The organism is Actinomadura macrotermitis, from assembly GCF_009604375.1.
GTDB lineage: Bacteria > Actinomycetota > Actinomycetes > Streptosporangiales > Streptosporangiaceae > Spirillospora > Spirillospora macrotermitis.
This window is the reverse complement of the sequence record NZ_WEGH01000003.1, coordinates 1,172,997-1,191,294: the sequence shown is the minus strand read 5'-3', so window position 1 is coordinate 1,191,294 and position 18,298 is coordinate 1,172,997. Positions and strand designations below refer to the sequence as shown.

Annotated in this window: 18 protein-coding genes; 6 read left to right on the top strand and 12 right to left on the bottom strand. The window is 71.7% G+C overall.

From position 1 onward, the window contains the following. Nucleotides 1–185 precede the first annotated feature (185 nt). The gene (locus tag ACRB68_RS26840) at nucleotides 186–1,166 is read left to right on the top strand and encodes a C39 family peptidase (RefSeq protein WP_153536977.1); all 981 of its coding nucleotides are present in this window, start codon (nucleotides 186–188) and stop codon (nucleotides 1,164–1,166) included. A 32-nt stretch (nucleotides 1,167–1,198) separates the two neighbouring features. Here ACRB68_RS26840 and ACRB68_RS26835 read toward each other — a convergent pair whose 3' ends face one another. From ACRB68_RS26835 to ACRB68_RS26815, 5 genes are all read right to left on the bottom strand, one after another. Then, nucleotides 1,199–2,245, bottom strand: coding sequence for a hypothetical protein (locus ACRB68_RS26835; RefSeq protein ID WP_153536975.1), 1,047 nt, complete (start codon nucleotides 2,243–2,245; stop codon nucleotides 1,199–1,201). Between the two features lie 53 nt (nucleotides 2,246–2,298). Then, entirely contained in the window at nucleotides 2,299–3,540 is a 1,242-nt protein-coding gene (locus tag ACRB68_RS26830) for a cytochrome P450 family protein (RefSeq protein WP_153536973.1), read from the bottom strand. Nucleotides 3,541–3,664: 124 nt separating this feature from the next. Further along, complete coding sequence (locus ACRB68_RS26825; protein ID WP_153536972.1) at nucleotides 3,665–4,060, bottom strand: CoA-binding protein; 396 nt, start codon at nucleotides 4,058–4,060, stop codon at nucleotides 3,665–3,667. Between the two features lie 5 nt (nucleotides 4,061–4,065). After that, the gene (locus ACRB68_RS26820) at nucleotides 4,066–4,305 is read right to left on the bottom strand and encodes a helix-turn-helix domain-containing protein (protein ID WP_328594819.1); all 240 of its coding nucleotides are present in this window, start codon (nucleotides 4,303–4,305) and stop codon (nucleotides 4,066–4,068) included. Continuing rightward, complete coding sequence (locus tag ACRB68_RS26815) at nucleotides 4,302–4,904, bottom strand: DUF2975 domain-containing protein (RefSeq protein WP_153536970.1); 603 nt, start codon at nucleotides 4,902–4,904, stop codon at nucleotides 4,302–4,304. The genes ACRB68_RS26820 and ACRB68_RS26815 overlap by 4 nt, the downstream gene beginning before the upstream one ends. Before the next feature lie 130 nt (nucleotides 4,905–5,034). Between ACRB68_RS26815 and ACRB68_RS26810 the strand changes: the two genes are divergently transcribed. From ACRB68_RS26810 to ACRB68_RS26800, 3 genes are all read left to right on the top strand, one after another. Next, nucleotides 5,035–6,369 carry a diacylglycerol/lipid kinase family protein gene (locus ACRB68_RS26810; RefSeq protein WP_153536969.1) on the top strand — a complete coding sequence of 445 codons (1,335 nt, stop codon included), beginning with the start codon at nucleotides 5,035–5,037 and terminating at the stop codon, nucleotides 6,367–6,369. Then, nucleotides 6,366–7,037, top strand: a complete 672-nt coding sequence (locus ACRB68_RS26805) for a DUF1345 domain-containing protein (RefSeq protein ID WP_207709826.1) — start codon at nucleotides 6,366–6,368, stop codon at nucleotides 7,035–7,037. Before ACRB68_RS26810 ends, ACRB68_RS26805 begins: the two co-directional genes overlap by 4 nt. Nucleotides 7,038–7,144: 107 nt before the next feature. Beyond that, nucleotides 7,145–7,621, top strand: coding sequence for a hypothetical protein (locus ACRB68_RS26800; RefSeq protein ID WP_153536968.1), 477 nt, complete (start codon nucleotides 7,145–7,147; stop codon nucleotides 7,619–7,621). On the opposite strand, the gene ACRB68_RS26795 is transcribed toward ACRB68_RS26800, so the two are convergent. Both ACRB68_RS26795 and ACRB68_RS26790 read right to left on the bottom strand, forming a co-directional pair. Continuing rightward, nucleotides 7,608–8,261, bottom strand: a complete 654-nt coding sequence (locus ACRB68_RS26795; RefSeq protein WP_328594818.1) for a maleylpyruvate isomerase N-terminal domain-containing protein — start codon at nucleotides 8,259–8,261, stop codon at nucleotides 7,608–7,610. The two genes, ACRB68_RS26800 and ACRB68_RS26795, sit on opposite strands and share 14 nt — an antisense overlap. 74 nt (nucleotides 8,262–8,335) lie before the next feature. After that, complete coding sequence (locus tag ACRB68_RS26790; protein ID WP_153536967.1) at nucleotides 8,336–9,670, bottom strand: UDP-glucose dehydrogenase family protein; 1,335 nt, start codon at nucleotides 9,668–9,670, stop codon at nucleotides 8,336–8,338. A 100-nt stretch (nucleotides 9,671–9,770) separates the two neighbouring features. On the opposite strand from ACRB68_RS26790, the gene ACRB68_RS26785 reads away from it, so the two are divergent. After that, entirely contained in the window at nucleotides 9,771–10,940 is a 1,170-nt protein-coding gene (locus ACRB68_RS26785; RefSeq protein ID WP_153536966.1) for an acyl-CoA dehydrogenase family protein, read from the top strand. Nucleotides 10,941–11,010: 70 nt separating this feature from the next. Here the strand turns inward: ACRB68_RS26785 and ACRB68_RS26780 are convergent, their stop codons facing one another. The 5 genes from ACRB68_RS26780 to ACRB68_RS26760 all read right to left on the bottom strand — a co-directional run bounded on the left by ACRB68_RS26780 (nucleotide 11,011) and on the right by ACRB68_RS26760 (nucleotide 17,029). Continuing rightward, the gene (locus ACRB68_RS26780; RefSeq protein ID WP_194293454.1) at nucleotides 11,011–12,312 is read right to left on the bottom strand and encodes a tyrosine-type recombinase/integrase; all 1,302 of its coding nucleotides are present in this window, start codon (nucleotides 12,310–12,312) and stop codon (nucleotides 11,011–11,013) included. Nucleotide 12,313: 1 nt separating this feature from the next. Next, nucleotides 12,314–12,532 (bottom strand): helix-turn-helix transcriptional regulator, encoded by a 219-nt coding sequence (locus ACRB68_RS26775; RefSeq protein WP_153536964.1) that lies wholly within the window; start codon nucleotides 12,530–12,532, stop codon nucleotides 12,314–12,316. An 89-nt stretch (nucleotides 12,533–12,621) separates the two neighbouring features. After that, nucleotides 12,622–13,701 (bottom strand): bifunctional DNA primase/polymerase, encoded by a 1,080-nt coding sequence (locus ACRB68_RS26770; protein WP_194293453.1) that lies wholly within the window; start codon nucleotides 13,699–13,701, stop codon nucleotides 12,622–12,624. Between the two features lie 325 nt (nucleotides 13,702–14,026). Beyond that, a complete protein-coding gene (locus ACRB68_RS26765) occupies nucleotides 14,027–15,817 on the bottom strand; it encodes an ATP-binding protein (RefSeq protein ID WP_153536962.1) in 1,791 nt (596 codons plus the stop codon). Nucleotides 15,818–15,919: 102 nt separating this feature from the next. Beyond that, complete coding sequence (locus tag ACRB68_RS26760) at nucleotides 15,920–17,029, bottom strand: replication-relaxation family protein (RefSeq protein WP_153536961.1); 1,110 nt, start codon at nucleotides 17,027–17,029, stop codon at nucleotides 15,920–15,922. A 512-nt stretch (nucleotides 17,030–17,541) separates the two neighbouring features. Here ACRB68_RS26760 and ACRB68_RS26755 point away from each other — a divergent pair. Continuing rightward, nucleotides 17,542–18,252 carry a hypothetical protein gene (locus ACRB68_RS26755; protein ID WP_153536960.1) on the top strand — a complete coding sequence of 237 codons (711 nt, stop codon included), beginning with the start codon at nucleotides 17,542–17,544 and terminating at the stop codon, nucleotides 18,250–18,252. The last annotated feature ends 46 nt before the right edge of the window (nucleotides 18,253–18,298 follow it).

The following is an 18,298-nucleotide window of genomic DNA, read 5'->3' as shown; positions in this document are numbered from 1 at the left end:
CGGACCCGCGGTTCGTTCGGCCAGGTGAGGGGGGTTCGCCAGGGATCATCCCTACAGCGGGGAACACCGCCGGTCAACAGGGGCGGACCCAGGGGCCGGGCGGCGGTTCTGCGCAAGATCGGGACAGGTGATGATCTTCGGGGTTAGCGTGAGCACTTCTTGATCACTCCCCCCGAAGGAGAGCCATGCGAGCTCTTGTGGTGCTGGCCGGTGCCGTCTCCGCGACGGCCCTGCTCGGAGCCCCCGCCGCCGAGGCGGCGAGCTGGGGCGGCCAGAGCGGCGCCCCGTATCAGACCTGTACCGACGCCAAGACCTACAACAGGGTCACCTACTACACCTGCATCCAGCACAGCGCCGGGTACGGCAAGGTCCGGGTCGTGGTGAAGGTGAGCACCTCCGCCAGGCGGAGCGTCAAGGGGTCCCCGTACCTGAGGGTGCCCGGGCGGTCCCACAACGTCAGCGCGCCGTCCTGCTCGGGGACGCTCGCCAGCGGCGCCAAGAAGCAGTGCTCCACCGCCTGGCTGAACGCCAACCGCATCCTCCAGGACGGCAACGCGGCGGTCTGGGTCGCCGGGCACCGGGTGGCCGACCAGGTGACGCGCGGCATGCACCTGTCGGCCAAGAAGCAGGAGAACTCGGCCAAGTACTGCGGCCCGGCGACCGTGCAGGCGGCGCTGTGGACGATGAAGGGCTCCGCGCCGTCCCAGGACACCCTGGCCAACAGCAGCAACCTGCAGACCAACCGGTACGGCTTCACCTACCCGGGCCGGCTGGACGACGCGCTGAACCGCTACAAGCCGGGCTCGGTGGGCAAGTACCACGTGTACGACTACGGCTCGTCGGGCCAGTCCGTCGAGCTGGCGTTCCGGCAGATCCACCGCTCGATCAGCGCGGGCCAGCCTGTGGTGTACCTGGTGGACCCGTCCAAGCTGCCGTGGTCGAGCAACCCGACCGGCACCAACGTGCGGCACTACATCCTGCTGTACGGCTTCGCCGCCCGGAAGACCACCTCCGACACCAACCTCAACGGCGGCCTGCTCGTCGACCACTTCGCCGCCTGGGACCCGGCGCGCGGCGGCGTGCACAACATCACCGTCAACCAGCTCATCCACGCCTCGACGGCCTCGCAGTACATCGACGACGACCTGGTGTTCGCCGCGAAGTGACCCGCTGACCGCGGGCCGGGCCCGGCCCGCGGTCATCCGCTCCCGGTGATCACGCGCGGGTCGTCGCCCTGGTAGGCGGTGGCCCAGACGGCGTCGCCGCCCGGCACTGCGGTGAGGGACGTGACGCCCATGACCGGCAGCGCCGCGTTCGTCCAGGCCCCGCCGGTGTAGTGGTAGAGCGCGCCGACGCCGTTGGCGGGGACGCCGATGGCCCAGGGGGAGCCGTCGGCGCCGGTGGCCAGGTCGGTGAACCTGACCACGCCGGGCGGCGCGGGGACGACCGTCCAGGACGAGCCGTCCCATCCGGCCAGGGAGCGGGTGGTGATGGCCCACATCGCGTTCGCCCCGGTCGGCGACACCTTCAGGAAGCGCTCCCTGGAGGCGGGAGCCTGCGCCGGGTTGGGGACGGCCTGCCAGGACGTCCCGTCGAAGTGGGCGATGGCCGGGACGTCGGGTTCGAGGGTGGAGCTGTCGGCCCACTTCTGGACGCCGACCGCCCACGCGTCGGTGGCGGTGCGCGCCTTGACGTCGGCGATGTGGCGCAGGTTGGCGGGGACGGCGGCGGGCGTCCAGCCGTCGCCGTCGCGGTGGTACAGGGACGTGGTGACCGCCCAGGTCCCGGCGGGTCCGCTGCTGAGGACGGCGATCGCGCCGGCGTCCGGCGCGGGCACCGGTGTGAAGCGGGCGCCGTCGAACCGGGCGAGGTAGCGGCCGGTCGCGTTGGCGATCCAGGTGCCGCCCGTCCCGGTGCGGACCTGGGTGATGCCGCCCTGGCCGGTCCAGCCGTCGAGCGGGTACTCCTTCCAGGCGCTTCCGGTCCAGCGCCGGACGACGGGGTTGCCGTCGCTGGACAGCGCGCAGGACAACCCGACCGGCACGCAGTACATGCCTTGCTTCCCGCTCACCCACACGCTGGTCGGGGAGTCGGCGGCGGTGGACCCGACGTAGGCGCGGGGCCACAGGAACGGCAGCGGCACCACCCGGAACGGCTCGGGGGCGGCGTGCGCGGCGGGGGCGGCGGCGATCAGGGCGAGCGCAGCGGACGCGGCGGCCGCCGCGCGGGCGAGCAGAGGGGCCATGAACGATCACTATCGCCCATGCCAGTGAACACTGGCAAGGTTTCGCCATGTGTTCACCATCCGGGGATGAGAAGGACGGGCAGGGCGCGGTGGCCGTTGGAGATGAACGAGTCGAGCGGCCGCAGTTCGTCCGGTTTCACCGCGAGCGCCATGCCGGGGAAGCGGGTGAACAGGGCCGGCAGCGCGATCGCCGCCTCCAGCCTGGCCAGCGGCGCCCCGAGGCAGTAGTGCACGCCGTGGCCGAACGCCAGGTGCTCCTTGTCCGCGCGGGTGACGTCGAAGAGATCGGCGTCGTCGCCGTGCGCGGCCGCGTCGCGCCCGGCCGCCGCGTAACAGGCGAGGATCGCCTCGCCCTTGCCGATGACGACGCCGTCGTCCAGCACGATGTCCTCGACGGCGAAGCGCAGCGGCAGATTGGCCACCGGCGGCTCGGCCCGCAACGTCTCCTCGATCACGTCGTCCCAGGCGGCCCGTCCCGCCCGGACCAGCGCGAGCTGGCCGGGGTGGACGAGCATGGCGTGGATCGCGTTGTCGAGAAGGTTCACGGTCGTCTCGTGGCCCGCGCTGAGGAACAGCATGAGCGTGCCGACCAGTTCCTCCTCCGACAACGGCGAGCCCTCGTCGCGGGCGGCGATGAGGGCCGAGGAGAGGTCGTCGGCGGGACGCGCCCGCTTCTCCCGCACGATGCCGCGGATGATCTCCTGCATCCGCGGGAACGCCGCGGCGGCCTCCTCCGGCCCGGCGGTGGTGCGGAAGAACGCGTCCACGCAGCGGCGGATCTCCTCGCGCGCGTCCGGGTCCGCCACCCCGAACAGCTCGCAGATCACCCTGATCGGCAGCGGATAGGCGTAGCGGTCGCGCAGGTCCACCGACCCGCCGGCGGCCAGGGCGCCGAGTTCGCCGAGCAGATCGGCGACGATCGCCTCGACGCGGGGCCGCAGCGTGGCCGTGCGGCGCGGGGTGAACGCGCTGGACACCAGCCGCCGCAGCCGCCGGTGGTCGTCGCCATAGGCGGTGAGCATGTTGCGTACCGCGACCCAGGGGAACAACTGCCAGCCGGGGCCGACATCCCCGTTGGCCAGGGGCGGCCAGTGCAGGTAGGCGTCCTTGGAGACCCGGTCGTCGGTCAGCAGCCGGCGCAGCAGCGCGGGACCGGTCACCGCCCACGCTCCCACACCGCCGGGGAGCACGATGCGCGTCGCGGGACCACGCGCGCGTAATCGGGCCGCGTCGCCGTGCAGGTCACGGCCGCTGGGGTCGATGACGAACGGGCCGCTGTCGTCGGAAGCGCCCATCGGTTCCTCCTGATGCCGCCGGGGTGGAGCGATGCTTCACACGCTCTCCCCGGCGGCGTCCGCCCGCAAGAGGGCGCGGAGCGGCGGTTCACTTACCCGCCGTGCGGGGCGGCGGCCCGGCCGGTCAGCGGCGGCGGGCCCACTCCACGGCCGGGCAGCGGTCCATGACCACGTCCAGCCCGGCGTCGCGGGCGCGCTGCGCCGCCGCCTCGTCGACCACGTCCAGCGGCATCCAGACGGCCTTGGCGCCCGCCGCGATCGCCTCGTCCACGACCTGGCCGGCGAACTCCGAGCGCCGGTAGACCCCCACGACGTCGATCTCCCCGGGCACCTCGGCCAGCGACCGGTAGCCGGGCTCGCCGAGCACCTCCGCGCCGTCCGGGTGCACCGGCACGATCGTCTTGCCGCGCTGCTTCATCAGGCCGGCCTGGCGGTGGACCTCCCGGTCCGGGCTGTCGCCGAGCCCGACGAACGCCCACACCCGGTGGTCCAGCAGCCGCTCGATCACGTCATCGGTCATGCCCGTCACAACCCTTCGCCGCGGCGATTCGTTCCCACGCCGAGCAGGTCGCCGGGCTGGCAGCCGAGGGCCTCGCAGATCCGCGTCAGGGTGGAGAACCGGATCGCCTTGGCGCGGCCGTTCTTCAGGATCGACAGGTTCACCACGGTCACCCCGACCAGCTCGGACAGCTGGGCGAGGGTCATCCCGCGCGCCTCCAGCAGCCGGTCCAGGTGGACCTCGACGGCATGTTCGTCGCCGCTCACACCGTCCCCTCGAGGTCCTCGTGCATCGCCGTGCCGACGCGTAGGATCCGCGCCATCGTCAGCAGCCCGAGCCCGGTGACGACCAGGGGAACCGGGAACGCCTCCACGACGCCCCTCCAGTCCGGAGCGCTGTCGGGCAGGAGCATGGCCCGCAGGAGCGAGGTGTGCGCGAACGCCTCCGCCGACGCCGCGAGGACGCCCCCGCCCGCGAGCCACCAGCCGAGGGAGCGCAGCCAGCGGGCGTTCGACCTGGCGAACGGCCCGTGCCGCCTGGCGCTCTGGACGAACAGCCAGAGCAGCAGGGCCGCGCCGCCGTACAGCAGGTAGGAGGGGACCTCGGTCATCCGGTCCAGCAACCGGAGGCCCGGCCCGGCGTGGTGCACGCACATGGACACACCTGAATTGCTGTAGGACACCCCGGGCTTGAAGATCCCCGACACGGTGTCCGGCCCCCCGATCGAAAGCGAGTCGTTCACCGCGCACACGTCCCGGCCGCCGGAAGCGAGCACGCCGAAAACGGTGAACAGCAGCGCCATCGGAGCCAGCAGGGAGACCAGTGTGCCGAGGGGTGCGAGGGGGTTGGCCGTCTTGGTCCGCATGGCTCTCCATATCGAATCTCGTTATTAACGAAAAACGATACTATCGACTTTCGATATGGGCAAGCCCGTCGTGAAGCCCAGGTTTGAGAGAGGGCGGGTCGGTGGGACGGACGGGGGGAGGGGGACGCGCATGGGGCAGGACGGAACGCCGGAAGGGGACCGGACCGCGCGGCTGCTGGCACGCCTGGCCGTGCTGGCGGCGGTCGGCATCGTGGTCGTGCTGGTGCTCGCGCTGGGAAGGGCCGGCCTGGTGATCCTCGGGGCCGGGTTCCTCGGGCTGGCCGTCTGCGCCGCGGGCGTGTGGTGGTTCCTGGCCCACCGGGGCGTGACGCGGCTGCTGGGGGCGATCGTCGCGGTCGGGGCGCCGGTCGCCGTCCTGGTGCTGTTCGTCGTCGACGGCCTGTGGCTCATGGCGCTGTTCCTCGGCGTGTGCTGGGCCGCGACGCTCGCCTGCGCCCGGGCGGCGCTGCGCCGGTCGGATCCGCGGCGGCCGGGACGGGCCACGGCCGCGCCCCCGTCCCGGCGGCCCGTGCTGATCATGAACCCGAGGTCGGGGGGCGGGAAGGTGGGCCGCTTCGGGCTGGCCGAGCGGGCGCGGGAGCTCGGCGCGCAGGTGATCATGCTCGACCCGTCCGCCCCGGCCGACGTCGCCGGGCTGGCCCGCCGGGCCGTCGCCGCGGGGGCGGACCTGCTCGGGGTGGCGGGCGGCGACGGCACCCAGGCCCTCGTCGCGGCCGTCGCCGCCGAGCACGACCTGCCCTTCCTGGTCGTCGCGGCCGGCACTCGCAACCACTTCGCCATGGACCTCGGCCTGGACCGCGCCGACCCCGCCCGCTGCCTGGACGCGCTGACCGACGGCGAGCAGCTGCGCGTCGACCTCGGTGACGTGGCGGGCCGCGCCTTCGTCAACACGGTCTCGTTCGGCGTGTACGCCGACGTCGTGCAGCGCCCCGAGTACCGCGACGACAAGGCGGGCACGGCGCTCGCCCTCATGCCGGACCTGCTGGCCAGGGAGAGCGGCCGGCGCCTGGACGCCCGCGTCGACGGCGCCGCGCTCTCCTCCCAGCAGGCGCTGCTGGTCAGCAACAACCCCTACGTCTCCCCCGACGTCGGCCGCCGGCCCCGGCTCGACGGCGGCGAGCTGGGCGTGCTCGGCATCCGGGTGGAGGGCGCGGCGCAGGCCGCCGCCCTGGCCGTGCGGGGCGCGCGGTCCGCGGGGCTGACCGTCGCGACCGCCCGGCGGGTCGAGGTGACCTCCGGCGCGGGCGAGATCTCCGTGGCGGTGGACGGCGAGGCGCTGCGGATGCCCACCCCGGTCGTGTGCACGCTGCGGCCCGGGGCGCTGCGGGTCCTGCTGCCGCGCGACCGCCCCGGCGCCGCCGTCCCCGCCCCGCCGGTGGACTGGCGGCGGCTCGTCCGGCTGGCGTTCGGACGCCCCGCGCCTGATCGGACCGCCCGACCGTGAACCACTGGCTCTCCGAGCCCCGCCGGTCGACGGTGAGCGCGCTGATCGCCGTGGCCACCGCGGTGGTCCTGTTCTTCCTCGACGACGACCGGACGCAGATCACGGGGGCGGACGCGTGCGTGCTGGTGCTGCTCGCCTACCTCCTGCCCTACCTGGTGATGACGTCGGTCGCCTTCACGACGGCCTCGCCCGAGCGGGTGCGCACCTGGGCCCGGCGGGAGGCCCGGGGCACGGTGCTGCAGCGCTACGTCTACGGGACGGCCCCCGGCCCGGGGGTCTCGATCTTCATCGCGGCCGCCGCGCTCGTGGTGGCGATGGTGTGGCTCCCCGGGCACATCGGCTCCGCGATCCCTCCCTTCCCCCGGACGGCGGTGGCGCTCGTCCTGGTGGCCGGCTGCTGGATCTGCGTGGCCGTCTGCTTCGCGGTCGCCTTCCAGGCCGACAACCTCGTGGAGGACGAGCGGGCGCTGTCCTTCCCCGACGACGCGACGCCGGCCTGGGCCGACTACATGTACTTCGCCCTTTCGGTGATGACGACGTTCGGCACGACCGACGTCACGGTGACGTCACGGGAGATGCGCCGGACGGTGGCGGTGAACTCGGTCATCGCGTTCGTCTTCAACACCATCACCGTGGCCAGCCTCGTCTCCGCCTTCAACAGCCTCTGAAGGCCGCCGCCCTGCGACCGGACAGACTAGGGCGCGTGGAGATCGAGGGGGAGCTGAGACGGATCCGGTCAGGGCCGTCCGCTCGTGAGCGTGCGCAGAGTCCGCAGTTGTTCCTGCTCCGCGTCGTCTTCGACGCCGAGGACGCCTCGGCGGTCCTGGCGGTGGCGCGGGAGGCCCTCGCGGCCGTGATCGAACGGGTCGGGGCGTGGCCGGACGACGACGTGTGGCCCGAGGTGCTGCCCGCGGAGTTCGTGGAGCGCTGCGAGCCCGAGGAGCCGGAGCAGGACGCGGGGCCGCAGGCCGTCGCGGAGTGGACGGCCTGGTGGCAGGGGCTGTCGGCGGAGGAGAAGGCGGCGGCCTGTGCAGGGCCGTGGCGGCTCTCGGACTGGCTGTTCTACTTCGATCCGACGGAGGAAGGCCAGGGCGACGACCGCAGCTGGTGGTGGTGGGACGCGGGGGTCGACGCGTCCGGCGGGGGGTGGGTGGATGTCGCCACCACCGGCTGGCCGTTCGGGTCGGGCTCCCTGTACTGGCTGATCGAGGCCGGCGGGGGGAGGAACCCACGGCTGGTCAGCCCAGGATGAAGGGGAGCTTTCCGGCGAGGTCCCCCAGGGCGGCCCTCTCCGCGCCGGTCGGGGCGCGGCGCCCGGTGCCGACCAGCAGCGCGTCCCGGTCGGAGAGCGCGGCGGGGAACGCGGTCCCGGCGATCCGCTCCAGGGCCGCGCGGGACGCCGCGAGGGTCTCGGCGGGCGGCCCGGCGGCCGACGGCAGGTGCGCGATCAGGTCGAGATGGTGCAGGGTCCACTCGAGCACGTACGCCGTCAGGTAGTCGCCGGCGGTCAGCACCTCGTCGCGGGTGCCGACGGGGGCGGCGGGGTCGGCGAGGACGGCGGCGCGGCCCGCGGCCGACCCGACGTCGTCCAGGTGGAACCTGAGCAGCCGCGGCTCGCCGTACGCGGCGGCCAGCCGGGGGATCAGCGCGTCCAGCGGGTCCTCGCCGGTCGGCGGCTCGACCAGCTGCCAGTAGGTGGTCGCGTCCACGGTCGGCTCGGCGTCGGCGGGCGTGACCAGGGTGATCAGGACGTCCTGGGCGTCGATGACCAGATGGCACACCAGGTCCCGGACGAGCCAGCCGGCGCAGCCCGACGGCCGCGCGAAGTCCTCGTCCGGGGTCGCGGCGACCGCCGTGAGCAACGCCGACCAGGAGCGCGAGAAAAGGTCCACTGCGGCACGGTAGCGGCGCCCGGAACGGCCGACAAGCCTCGCCGATCTCGGCCGGCCGAGATCGGCGAGGGAGGCTACGGGCGGCCGAGGGCGCGGTAGTTCCAGCCGGCCGCGCGCCACGTCTCGGGGTCCAGGGCGTTGCGGCCGTCGACGATGTTGCGTTCGGCGACGACCTCGGCGAGCGCGGACGGGTCCATCTCGCGGAACTCGGCCCACTCGGTCAGCAGCAGCACGGCGTGGGCGTCGCGGGCGGCGTCCAGGGCCGAGTCGCCGAAGTCCAGCGACGGCTGCGCGCGGCGCGCGTTGGCCATGGCCTGCGGGTCGTAGACGGTGACCTTGCCGCCCTGGGCGCGGATGGTGGCCGCGACGTCCAGGGCGGGGGAGTCGCGCACGTCGTCGGAGTTGGGTTTGAAGGCCGCGCCGAGGACGCCGACCGTGCGGCCGATGAACGAGCCGCCGAGCTGCTGGCGGGCCAGGTCGACCATGCGGATGCGGCGGCGGATGTTGATCTCGTCGACCTCGCGCAGGAACGTCAGCGCCTGGTCGACGCCGAGCTCGCCGGCGCGGGCCATGAACGCGCGGATGTCCTTGGGCAGGCAGCCGCCGCCGAAGCCGAGGCCCGGGCCGAGGAACTTGCCGCCGATCCGGTCGTCGTAGGACAGCGCCTCCGACAGCTTGGTGACGTCGGCGTGCGCGGCCTCGCAGACCTCGGCCATCGCGTTGATGAAGGAGATCTTGGTGGCCAGGAAGGCGTTCGCCGACACCTTGACCAGCTCCGAGGTCGGGTAGTCGGCGGTGATGAACGGGGTGCCGGCGGCCAGCATCGAGGCGTAGACCTCGCGCAGCACCTTCTCGGCGTGCTCGGCGGCGCCCGGCTCGGCGGGCAGGCCCACGACGATGCGGTCCGGCTGCAGCGTGTCCTGGACGGCGAAGCCCTCGCGCAGGAACTCGGGGTTCCACACCAGCACCGCGTCGCCGCCGGCCGGGGCGAGCCGGGTGAGGCGGGTGGCCAGGCGGGCGGCGGTGCCGACCGGCACCGTGGACTTGCCGACGACCAGCGCGGGCCGCCGCAGCAGCGGGGCCAGCGAGCTGATCGCCTCGTCCACGTAGGTGAGGTCGGCGGCGTACTCGCCGGCCTTCTGCGGGGTGCCGACGCAGACGAAGTGCACGTCGCCGAACTCGGCGATCTCCTCGTAGGACGTGGTGAAGCGCAGCCGGCCGCTCTCCAGGCCGCGGCGCAGCACCGGCTCCAGGCCGGGCTCGTAGACGGGCAGGTCGCCGGCCGCGAGCCGGGCCACCTTGGCCTCGTCCACGTCCAGCCCGAGCACGTCGAAACCCAGGTCCGCCATGCAGGCGGCGTGCGTGGCGCCCAGATAGCCGGTCCCGATCACCGTCAGACGGTGGCTCAAGGCGTCTTCCTCTCTTCTCGGCGGTCTCCAGTAGACCTGCCCGTCCGGGACGGGTACCTGCACGGCCGGGCGAAGTGTACCGGCAGGTAGCATTCGCGATATGAGTGCCGACTTTCCCACGTACGCCCCCTCGGAGGAGCACGAGCTCCTGAGGCAGACGGTGCGTGAGCTCGCCGATGCCAAGATCGCCCCGTTCGCCGCCGCGGTGGACGAGGAGTCCCGATTCCCGCAGGAGGCGCTGGACGCGCTGCGCGCCAACGACCTGCACGCGGTGCACGTCCCCGAGTCCTACGGCGGTGCCGGCGCCGACGCGCTGGCCACCGTGATCGTGATCGAGGAGGTCGCGCGCGCCTGCGGCTCGTCCTCGCTGATCCCGGCGGTCAACAAGCTCGGCACCGTCCCGGTCCTGCTCTCCGGCTCCGAGGAGCTGAAGAAAAAGTATCTGACCCGGGTGGCCTCGGGCGACGCCATGTTCTCCTACGCCCTGTCGGAGGCCGAGGCGGGCTCGGACGCGGCGGGCATGAAGACCCGCGCCGTCCGGGACGGCGACCACTGGGTGCTGAACGGCACCAAGATGTGGATCACCAACGCGGGCGTGTCGGAGTACTACACCGTGATGGCGGTGACCGACCCGGCGGCGGGCGCGCGCGGCATCTCGGCGTTCGTGGTGGAGAAGTCCGACGAGGGCGTCTCCTTCGGCGAGAAGGAGAAGAAGCTCGGCATCAAGGGCTCGCCGACCCGCACCGTCATCATGGAGAACGTGCGGATCCCGGCCGACCGCATCATCGGCGCCGAGGGCACCGGCTTCAAGACGGCCCTGGCCACCCTGGACCACACCCGCATCACCATCGCCGCGCAGGCCCTCGGCATCGCCCAGGGCGCGCTGGACTACGCGATCGGGTACGTCAAGGAGCGCAAGCAGTTCGGCAAGGCCATCGCCGACTTCCAGGGCGTCCAGTTCATGATCGCCGACATGGCGATGCGGCTGGAGGGCGCGCGGCAGCTCACCTACCACGCCGCGATCAAGTCCGAGCGCGCCTTCCACGGCGAGAAGGTGCCGGACCTGACCTTCGTGTCGTCGGCCTGCAAGGCCCTCGCCTCGGACGTGGCGATGGACGTCACCACCGACGCCGTCCAGCTGCTCGGCGGCTACGGCTACACCCGCGAGTTCCCGGTCGAGCGCATGATGCGCGATGCCAAGATCACCCAGATCTACGAGGGCACCAACCAGATCCAGCGCATGGTCATGGCCCGCCAGCTCCTCAAGTAGGCCCCTGAAATGCGAAAACGCCCCCTTCCCCGGTGACCGGGAAAGGGGGCGTTCGGAGTTGTGGAGGGGGTCAGGGGCCGTCTGCTCCGTCCCTGCTCCGTGAGCCCGGTTTCGGCAGGCGGCTCATGCGGTTGTCGATGGCCTTGCGGGCGCGGTCGTGGGAGCACGGCAGCATGTGCGCGTAGGTCCGCAGGGTGAAGCCCGGGTCGTGGTGGCCGAGGTACTCGGCGAGCTCCTTGATGGACACGCCCTCGGCCAGCGTGACGCTGGCGTAGAAGTGGCGCATCTGGTGCGTCCCCTCCTTGCGCGTGGTGGCGTACCGCATCCGGGTCTTGCGCTTGCCGTCCTTGCCGGGCTTCTCGTCCTTCACCGGCTCCGCCGGCGGGATCACCTTGGCGTCGACAAGGGCGGGCTTCCAGACGCTCTCGCTGAAGTTGCGCGCCCGGACGTGGAGGTCGTCGGTGTGCCAGCGCAGGAGCATCCTGCAGGTGTGTGGCTTCCCGCCGACCTTCTCCCACGGCAGCGTGTACGGCCGGGGCGGAAACGCCTCCATGTACTCGCGCAGGTAGTCGGCCACCCAGTCGGGCAGGGGCACGATCCGGCTCCGGTCGTTCTTGGGCAGCGCGAAGATGCACTCCCTGCCGACTTTCTTGACCTGCCGGCGGATCTTGATGACCTGTTCGTCGAAGTCGATGTCCTCTTCGGCCAGGCCGAACACCTCGCCCTCGCGCAGGCCGCATGCCGCGCCGAGCACCGGGACGATCCGGTACCGCTCGGGGTGCGCGCCGATCACTGCGAAGACCCGCTCGTCGGCCCAGGCCTCCACCTCCCTGGGCGGAGCGGAGGGGACCTGGACGGCTTTTGACTGGACGGGGCTGGTCTTGATGATGCCGTCCGCGACGGCCAGCTCCAGCGCGCCCTGGAGGACGAGGAACGCGGCTCGGACCGTCGAGGTGTCGTAGCGCTCGCGCAATCCGCTGATCCACTGCTGGATCTCGGAGGGCTTGATCTGGTTGATCTTCCGCTTGCCGAAGGTGGGCGCGACGTGCAGGCGGTACTTCGACTCGTACTGAATGGCGCTGCTGGGATCGACGACCCGGGTCTCTAGCCACCGCTGCCCGTAGTCCTCAAAGAGCTTTTCGCCGGCCTTGGAGTCGATGTAGTCGCCGCGCTCTTTGTCGGTCTCCTTGCTCTTCCAGTACCTGTTGGCGTCCTCCTTCTTCTGGAACGCCTTCGACTGCTCCTTGCCCTCAGGAGAGGTCCAGCAGGCGAGCCAGCGCTTGCCCTTGCCCCACCGCTCGTTGCGAACGCGCTTGGTTTTACCGTCCGAGGTCTCCTCCGGACGGGTCCACAGGTCCTTGGTGTAGCCCACGTCAGTCCTGCTCCTTGAACCAGGCACGGACGTCGGCGGGGTCATAACGCAGGTGCTTGCCGACCCGGCGGGCGCGCGGTCCGGTGCCGCGGTGCCGCCAGATGTAGAGGGTGTTGACCGGGACGCCGAGGTAGGCGGAGACGTCCTCGGGGCTCCACAGGCGGTCGTCGCTCAGCGAAAACTTGTCGTCGGCCTGCGTGGACGTGATGGGCGTGGCCATGATGAACAGAACCTCTCTAGGTGGGAGGTGGCGGCCCCGGCGGGGTGCTTGGCGGTTCGCCGCCGGGGCCGTCCTGGAATGGGTGGTGGTCAGCCGGCCTTGCGGTCGCCGGGTGCGGGCAGGGGACTGGCGAGGCCGTTGGCCAGGGCACGGTCGACGATGCGGCGGGCGAGGCGGTCGGGCAGGCCACTGGCCAGTCCGGCGTGGATGAGGCGGTCTTCGATGTCGCCGCGGCTCAGACCGGACCAGCTCAGAAGGCCGCCGGCCTTGTAGGCCAGGGCGGACAGGGCGCGCTGGCGGCCGTCGGTGAGGGATGCCAGCTCGGCGGCGCCGCTTTCGATCACGGCGGCGATGTAGGCGGCGGCCCGGTGCTCCTGGCCGGTCGCCGGCGCGGCCGGTAGCCGGGCCGGCGAGGTCGTGGGGCGGTCGGTGGCGACGCGCAGGACTTCGCGGGCGAGCCAGTCGGGCATGTGGCCGGGGGCGGCGGGCGTGCCGGTGAGAACGCGATAGGCGCCTGCAGGAGCGGCCGCGCCAGGGGCGATGCCGTAGTTCCAGCCGGCCTTGATGTCGATCTGCCAGCCCAGCTCGCTCAGCGCCTGGCGGAGCCGGCCGCCGCCAGCGACCTGGGGTGCGCGGTACCACAGGTGGCGGCCGCCGGACGGGGTGGCGACGGCGATGGGCTGGTGGCCCGGGCCGGTGGGCCAGGGGTGGGGGCCGCCGCGCAGGTGGGCCAGCAGGCGCAGCACGTCGGCGCCGGTACGGACCGCGGACGGCTCGTGCAGCTGCTCAGCGGTGAGGGTGAAGCCGGGCAGAAGCTCGGTCGCCGGATCGGCGGGCGGTGCGGGGGCGTGGTTGTCCAGGTCGATCAGCACCAGGCCGGAGGGGCCGGCGGCGACGGCGGGGACTGCGGTGGGGGTGCGTCGCCACCAGGTGCGGATGCGGTCGGGGTCGGTGGTGGCGGCGCGCACGCCGTGGCACCACTGCCCGGCGGGCAGGCAGGGGCAGGCGGCGTAGTCGTCGCGTGAGCAGGTGGGGTTGTCGCGGCAATGCAGGCAGTTGGCTAGGGGGCGCTTGTCGCGGGGCGACAGCGGGAAGACGTGCCAGCCGATGGCGGCCAGGTCCAGGGCGAGCTGGACGGCCGGGACCGTGGCCTGATTCAGGTTGATCATGGCGGCTCCTTCCGGGGCGGTCGATGTGGCGGCGTCAGATAGGAGAAGTGCGTTCGGGGCGCTGAAAGTGACAGCGGGCGCGGGGGATGTTTCGGCGATTGGGCGGGCGCGTCCGCGAGCCGGTTCGCCGGGGCGGAGGAAACGAGACATCCCCCGCGCCCGGGTGTCGGTGGGCGCCGGTGGCTGACTGAGGTGTGAATGACCCGGCGGTGATGTCGCTGATGTCACCCGACCGCTTGCCAGTGGTGCTGACCTGCGCGAATGCGGGTGACATCAGGCCGGTTTTGATGTCACCCAGGGGTGACATCAACCGGGCCGGGTGACATCAAGGCGGCGGGCCGGGTGACATCGGTGACAACGGGGTGACATCAAGCAGAGCGTTGATGTCACCGGGCCGACCTGCGGTTTCACCGCCGGGTGACATCAGTGACATCGCGTTCTCCTCTTTGGAATTGGAAGAGGAAGAAGAGCTGTTGTCCTGCGGCCCGGCGTCGATCTTGCTGATCAGCAGGGTGCGGCTCTTTTTGCTGCGTTGGGCGCGCACGTCGATGCCGACCTTGCGCAGCGTCGGGGCGATCTCGCGGACTTTGCGGCCCACCACGCGGTAGTCGGTGGGCAGCTCGCCGGCGGGCATGCCTTTGCGGCGGCAGGCGTCCTGCAGGTGCGGGATGAGTTCGCGGGCGGTGCCTTCCCAAGCGGCGCCGCCATGCTGGGCGTGGTGGTGTTCGGCGAACAGGTACAGCGCCTGGGCGAGCCGGTCGCCCTCGATGAGTTCGGCGCCCATCGCGGCGACCTTGCGGCGATAGGTGGCCAGGGTGGTCCAGCCGGTGGCGGTGTCCAAGGCGGCCAGCACGCGCGCGAAGTCGGCCATCCGCGGCAGCTCGGCCACCTGCACGGTGGGCAGCTCGCGCAGGACATCGGCGACCAGGTCCAGCACGACGGCCAGGGCGCGCGGGACGGCGGCATTGCGGCGGGCGGTGACTTCGGCTTCGGGCAGGCGGGTGTCGATGACATCGGGTTCGACCAGCATCATGCGGTCGGCCAGGTCGCCGGCCAGCTCGTGCTTGAGCCCGATGGTGGTCATGGCGATGACGCGCTGGAAGGAGAACACCGCGATGTCCTCATCGGAGTGCAGCACGCGCTGCAGCACCGCATCGCCGGTGACGCCCTTGCACAGCGAGTTGGACAGCCACGGGGCGATCTCGGTGACGTTGTCGAAGGAGAACGCCCACGAGGCGCGGGAGAAGATCGCCCATTCGCGCTTGTCGGAGGGTGCTTCGCGGTCGGCGGCCGGCTGCGGGTCCACCAGCGCCAGCAAGGTGCGTACCAGCGAGGACTTGGCGGTGCCCTGCTCACCCTGGACGAACAGGATCGGGTGCGGCATGTCGATCAGATAGGCGGCCACCACCCACGCCACCACCAGCCGGTAGTCCTCCTCGGCGAGGTTGATCAGCTCGCGCAGCCCGCCGAGGTCGTCGGGGGTGCCACCGCGCTCGGGAACGGCCAGGGGGTGGATGAGCTCGGAACGGCGGAAGATGACCGGGGAAGAGGAGGCCAGCGTCCATCCGTCGGGGGTGATGACGAAGGCCTGGCCGGTCTCGGTGCCCATGTCGACCACCACCGAGTGCCGGCGTTCCTCAGGGGCGTCGGGCATGGTGTGGCGGCCCATCCGCAGGAACACCGGCTCAGGCGGCTGTTCGGAGGCCTCGCCGTCCAGGATGTTGATGCAGTCGGCCAGCGCCGAGGACGGCGCGACCTTGCCGGTACGGCGCAGCAGCGACATCGCCAGCTTGGCGCGCAACCCCGAACCGCTGCGCGAGGCCAGCGGCAACGCCAGGTTCGGGCCGTCCTTGGGCACGGCGTAGGTACGGCCGTCGGTGGAGCGGATCATCCGGTAGCCCTCTTCGGCGTACTGCATCAGCAGCTGCGCGGTTGAAGGTCCCTTGCCGCTGTCGTCGGTGTCGGGCTCGTGGTCCTGGCCGCCATCGCCGCCGTTGCCGTCGCGGCCGTGGTCGGTACGGTCCGCGGGCGGCTGTTCGGCGGGGTCGTGGCCGGTGGCGGGGAGATCGTCAGAGAGGTCGTCGGGGTGGTCATCGTTGTGATCACGTGTGCTCATATGCGACCCTCTTTCTCGATTACGTGTGTTGCAGAAGGCCCCCTCGCCCGGGGCCTTCTTGCATTTGCGGGGCATGTCGGTGGACGGGAACGGCGGTGCGGGTCAGTAGCGGTACCGGGCCGGCCGGACCGCGGCGTACAGCTGCGTCAGGGCGACCTTGCGGACCGGGGCATGGGGATTGAGCGGCAGCATCTGCTGTACGGCCAGGCCGTCGCGCTGCAGCAGTCCCAGCGTGGTCACGGCGACCGCCAGCTCCCCTTCGTCCAGTCCCTCAACCGGCCGCTGAGTGGCCAGCACGCGGCGCACGGCTTCGACGCGTCGAAGCGCGACCGGGCCGGGGGTGTCGATGACCACCAGCACCAGCGGGAACGGCGTCCTGCGGTCGCCGGGGCTGTAGCGGGTGCGCCAGCTGGGCGGCGCGCCGGCGGCGGCTCGGGTGGCGGGCCGGTGCTGGCGGTAGGCGTCGTAGGCCGCCAGCTTGGTGGCCAGGGTGTGGACGCTGGTGGTGCCGCGGTCCAGCTCGACGAACAGCACCGGCGGCAGCCCGGCGGCGACGGCGTCGGGCTGCAGGCGGATGACCGCGTCGGTGATGACCATTGCCCGCGCCGAACCGGTCGCTGTTCCTGGTGATCCGGCCGGGCCGTGGGCGACCTCCACCGCGCAGTCCTCCAGCGCGGCCCAGCCACCGACATGCAGAGCGGTGAGCAGGTCGGTGACGGCCAGGGCGTGCGCCTGCAGGGGGCCGGCGGCCAGCGGCGCGGTCATCCGGTACGGCCGCGGCTGGATGTCGGGGGATGCCTCGGCAGCTGTGGCCCCGGAGCGGGTCAGGAACCACACGCGCTGGCGGTGGGCGCCGCGCCGTCGCACCGCACCCACCAGCCCGGCCCGCTCCAGCTTGCCGAGCTCGGCGCGGATATAGCGGGAGGAGGCGGCGTGGGGAGTGATCAAAGCCTGAAGGTGGTCCGCGGTGGCCAGACGGCATCGGTACAGCACGGTCAAGGCCTGCGCGGCCGCCAAACTGATCAGCAGATCACCAGGGTGGGCAAGGTTGCCCACCCTGGTGCCGACCTTGCCCGGGCGGACCACGGAAGGTTGCCGAGCCTGGGAGACGGCGCCCAGGCCGGGCAGTACCGCCGGCGGCGCGGGGGCGGCAAGACGTAGACGGGCGGAGCGAGGGCCGACGGCCGGGGGCTGGTCAGAGTGATCGCGCATACCCAGGGGAGGTGCGGAGCGCGGCGACCGTGTGACACCGAACGAAGATCTTTCTTGAGCCCAGCTTCAGCCGCGGCCTCCTGGCCGTGGGCAAGCTGGCGAAGTGTTCCGGGAAGAGGGCCAAGGCCGTCCTCGGCCGTCGGCATCAAGGGCCCTGATGCCACATCTTGCTCCCACAGGGCAAGCAGGACGTGGCCGCATCGGTTCATCGATGACCCGCCAACGTTCCAGGCCGCCCACGGCCGTTCGCGATACAGGGCCCTGTATCGCACATCTTGCGCCCGCAGGGCAATCAAGGTGGAGGTCGTCGGCAGTGGCGCCACTGGTACCGATGGCGGTGGCGCGGCAGGTTCCATGGGCAGTCTGCTCGCCGTGCGTATTTCTCCTTGCCAGGGCGGGTTTGGCAAGGGTCGGGCGAGCGCTGACAACCTTACCTGCGTGACGTGATCGGCCGCGGGCAACACGACCGGGTCGGTTGACCAGCAGCCGAGAAGATCGAGAGCCTGGCCTCTATGACGAACCGGGACTGGCTCAACACCGATCACCAGCTGATTCCTGGCCTGGAGGTGTTCCGCAGCGACCGCCGGTTCCAGCTCTGGGCCTACTCGGTCAGCCACAGCCAGCTGCTCCTACGCAGCAATGCAGGTGAGGACCGGCAAGGATGCAGCCACGAGACGACCATTGAGGTGATGTTCAAGCCGGTCACTACGGTGAAGATCCGAGACGCTTACAACGGGCTTGCCATCCGCTGCGCCACCCCCGAGGAAGCCGAGCGGATCAAAACATCGACCCCCAGCATCGAGTTCCTCCGCGACGACCGCGTCTTCGCTCTCGAAACCCAGGGCGAGACCGACTACGTGATCGCCATGGCAGTCGGCTGGCACGAGGACATCCTCAGCCCAACCCGCCTCAGCTTCTACGCCGCCATTGACCCCTACGAACCACGCTGGCCCGGAACGCTGCTCGGTGGCGCGGACGCGGGATTCACCATCGCCTCCGCCGAGGAGCTCATCAATTCCCTCTCCGACTCCGAGCCCGGCCAACGCAGGGACCACTGGCGCGCCGTCTACGTCGTGATGACCAAGGTCACCTACCCCAAGGGCGAGACGGAGTCTTCTGGCGCCGGCGTCTTCCTCTCCCGAGCGGACGCCGAGGACTTCAAAGCCCTCATCCAGGAGCGCGTCACCGACTGCTGGATCGAGCAGCTTCCCATCGCGATCTGAGCAACCGGACGACGATGCCGCACTCGTCATGGACATGTCTTCGACA

Bases quoted from the DNA above. Each gene is read 5' to 3' on its own strand.
- ACRB68_RS26840 (WP_153536977.1), top strand. From the start codon at position 186: ATGCGAGCTCTTGTGGTGCTGGCCGGTGCCGTCTCCGCGACGGCCCTG.
- ACRB68_RS26835 (WP_153536975.1), bottom strand. From the start codon at position 2,245: ATGGCCCCTCTGCTCGCCCGCGCGGCGGCCGCCGCGTCCGCTGCGCTC.
- ACRB68_RS26830 (WP_153536973.1), bottom strand. From the start codon at position 3,540: ATGGGCGCTTCCGACGACAGCGGCCCGTTCGTCATCGACCCCAGCGGC.
- ACRB68_RS26825 (WP_153536972.1), bottom strand. From the start codon at position 4,060: ATGACCGATGACGTGATCGAGCGGCTGCTGGACCACCGGGTGTGGGCG.
- ACRB68_RS26815 (WP_153536970.1), bottom strand. From the start codon at position 4,904: ATGCGGACCAAGACGGCCAACCCCCTCGCACCCCTCGGCACACTGGTC.
- ACRB68_RS26810 (WP_153536969.1), top strand. From the start codon at position 5,035: ATGGGGCAGGACGGAACGCCGGAAGGGGACCGGACCGCGCGGCTGCTG.
- ACRB68_RS26785 (WP_153536966.1), top strand. From the start codon at position 9,771: ATGAGTGCCGACTTTCCCACGTACGCCCCCTCGGAGGAGCACGAGCTC.
- ACRB68_RS26775 (WP_153536964.1), bottom strand. From the start codon at position 12,532: ATGGCCACGCCCATCACGTCCACGCAGGCCGACGACAAGTTTTCGCTG.
- ACRB68_RS26770 (WP_194293453.1), bottom strand. From the start codon at position 13,701: ATGATCAACCTGAATCAGGCCACGGTCCCGGCCGTCCAGCTCGCCCTG.
- ACRB68_RS26765 (WP_153536962.1), bottom strand. From the start codon at position 15,817: ATGAGCACACGTGATCACAACGATGACCACCCCGACGACCTCTCTGAC.
- ACRB68_RS26760 (WP_153536961.1), bottom strand. From the start codon at position 17,029: ATGCGCGATCACTCTGACCAGCCCCCGGCCGTCGGCCCTCGCTCCGCC.
- ACRB68_RS26755 (WP_153536960.1), top strand. From the start codon at position 17,542: ATGACGAACCGGGACTGGCTCAACACCGATCACCAGCTGATTCCTGGC.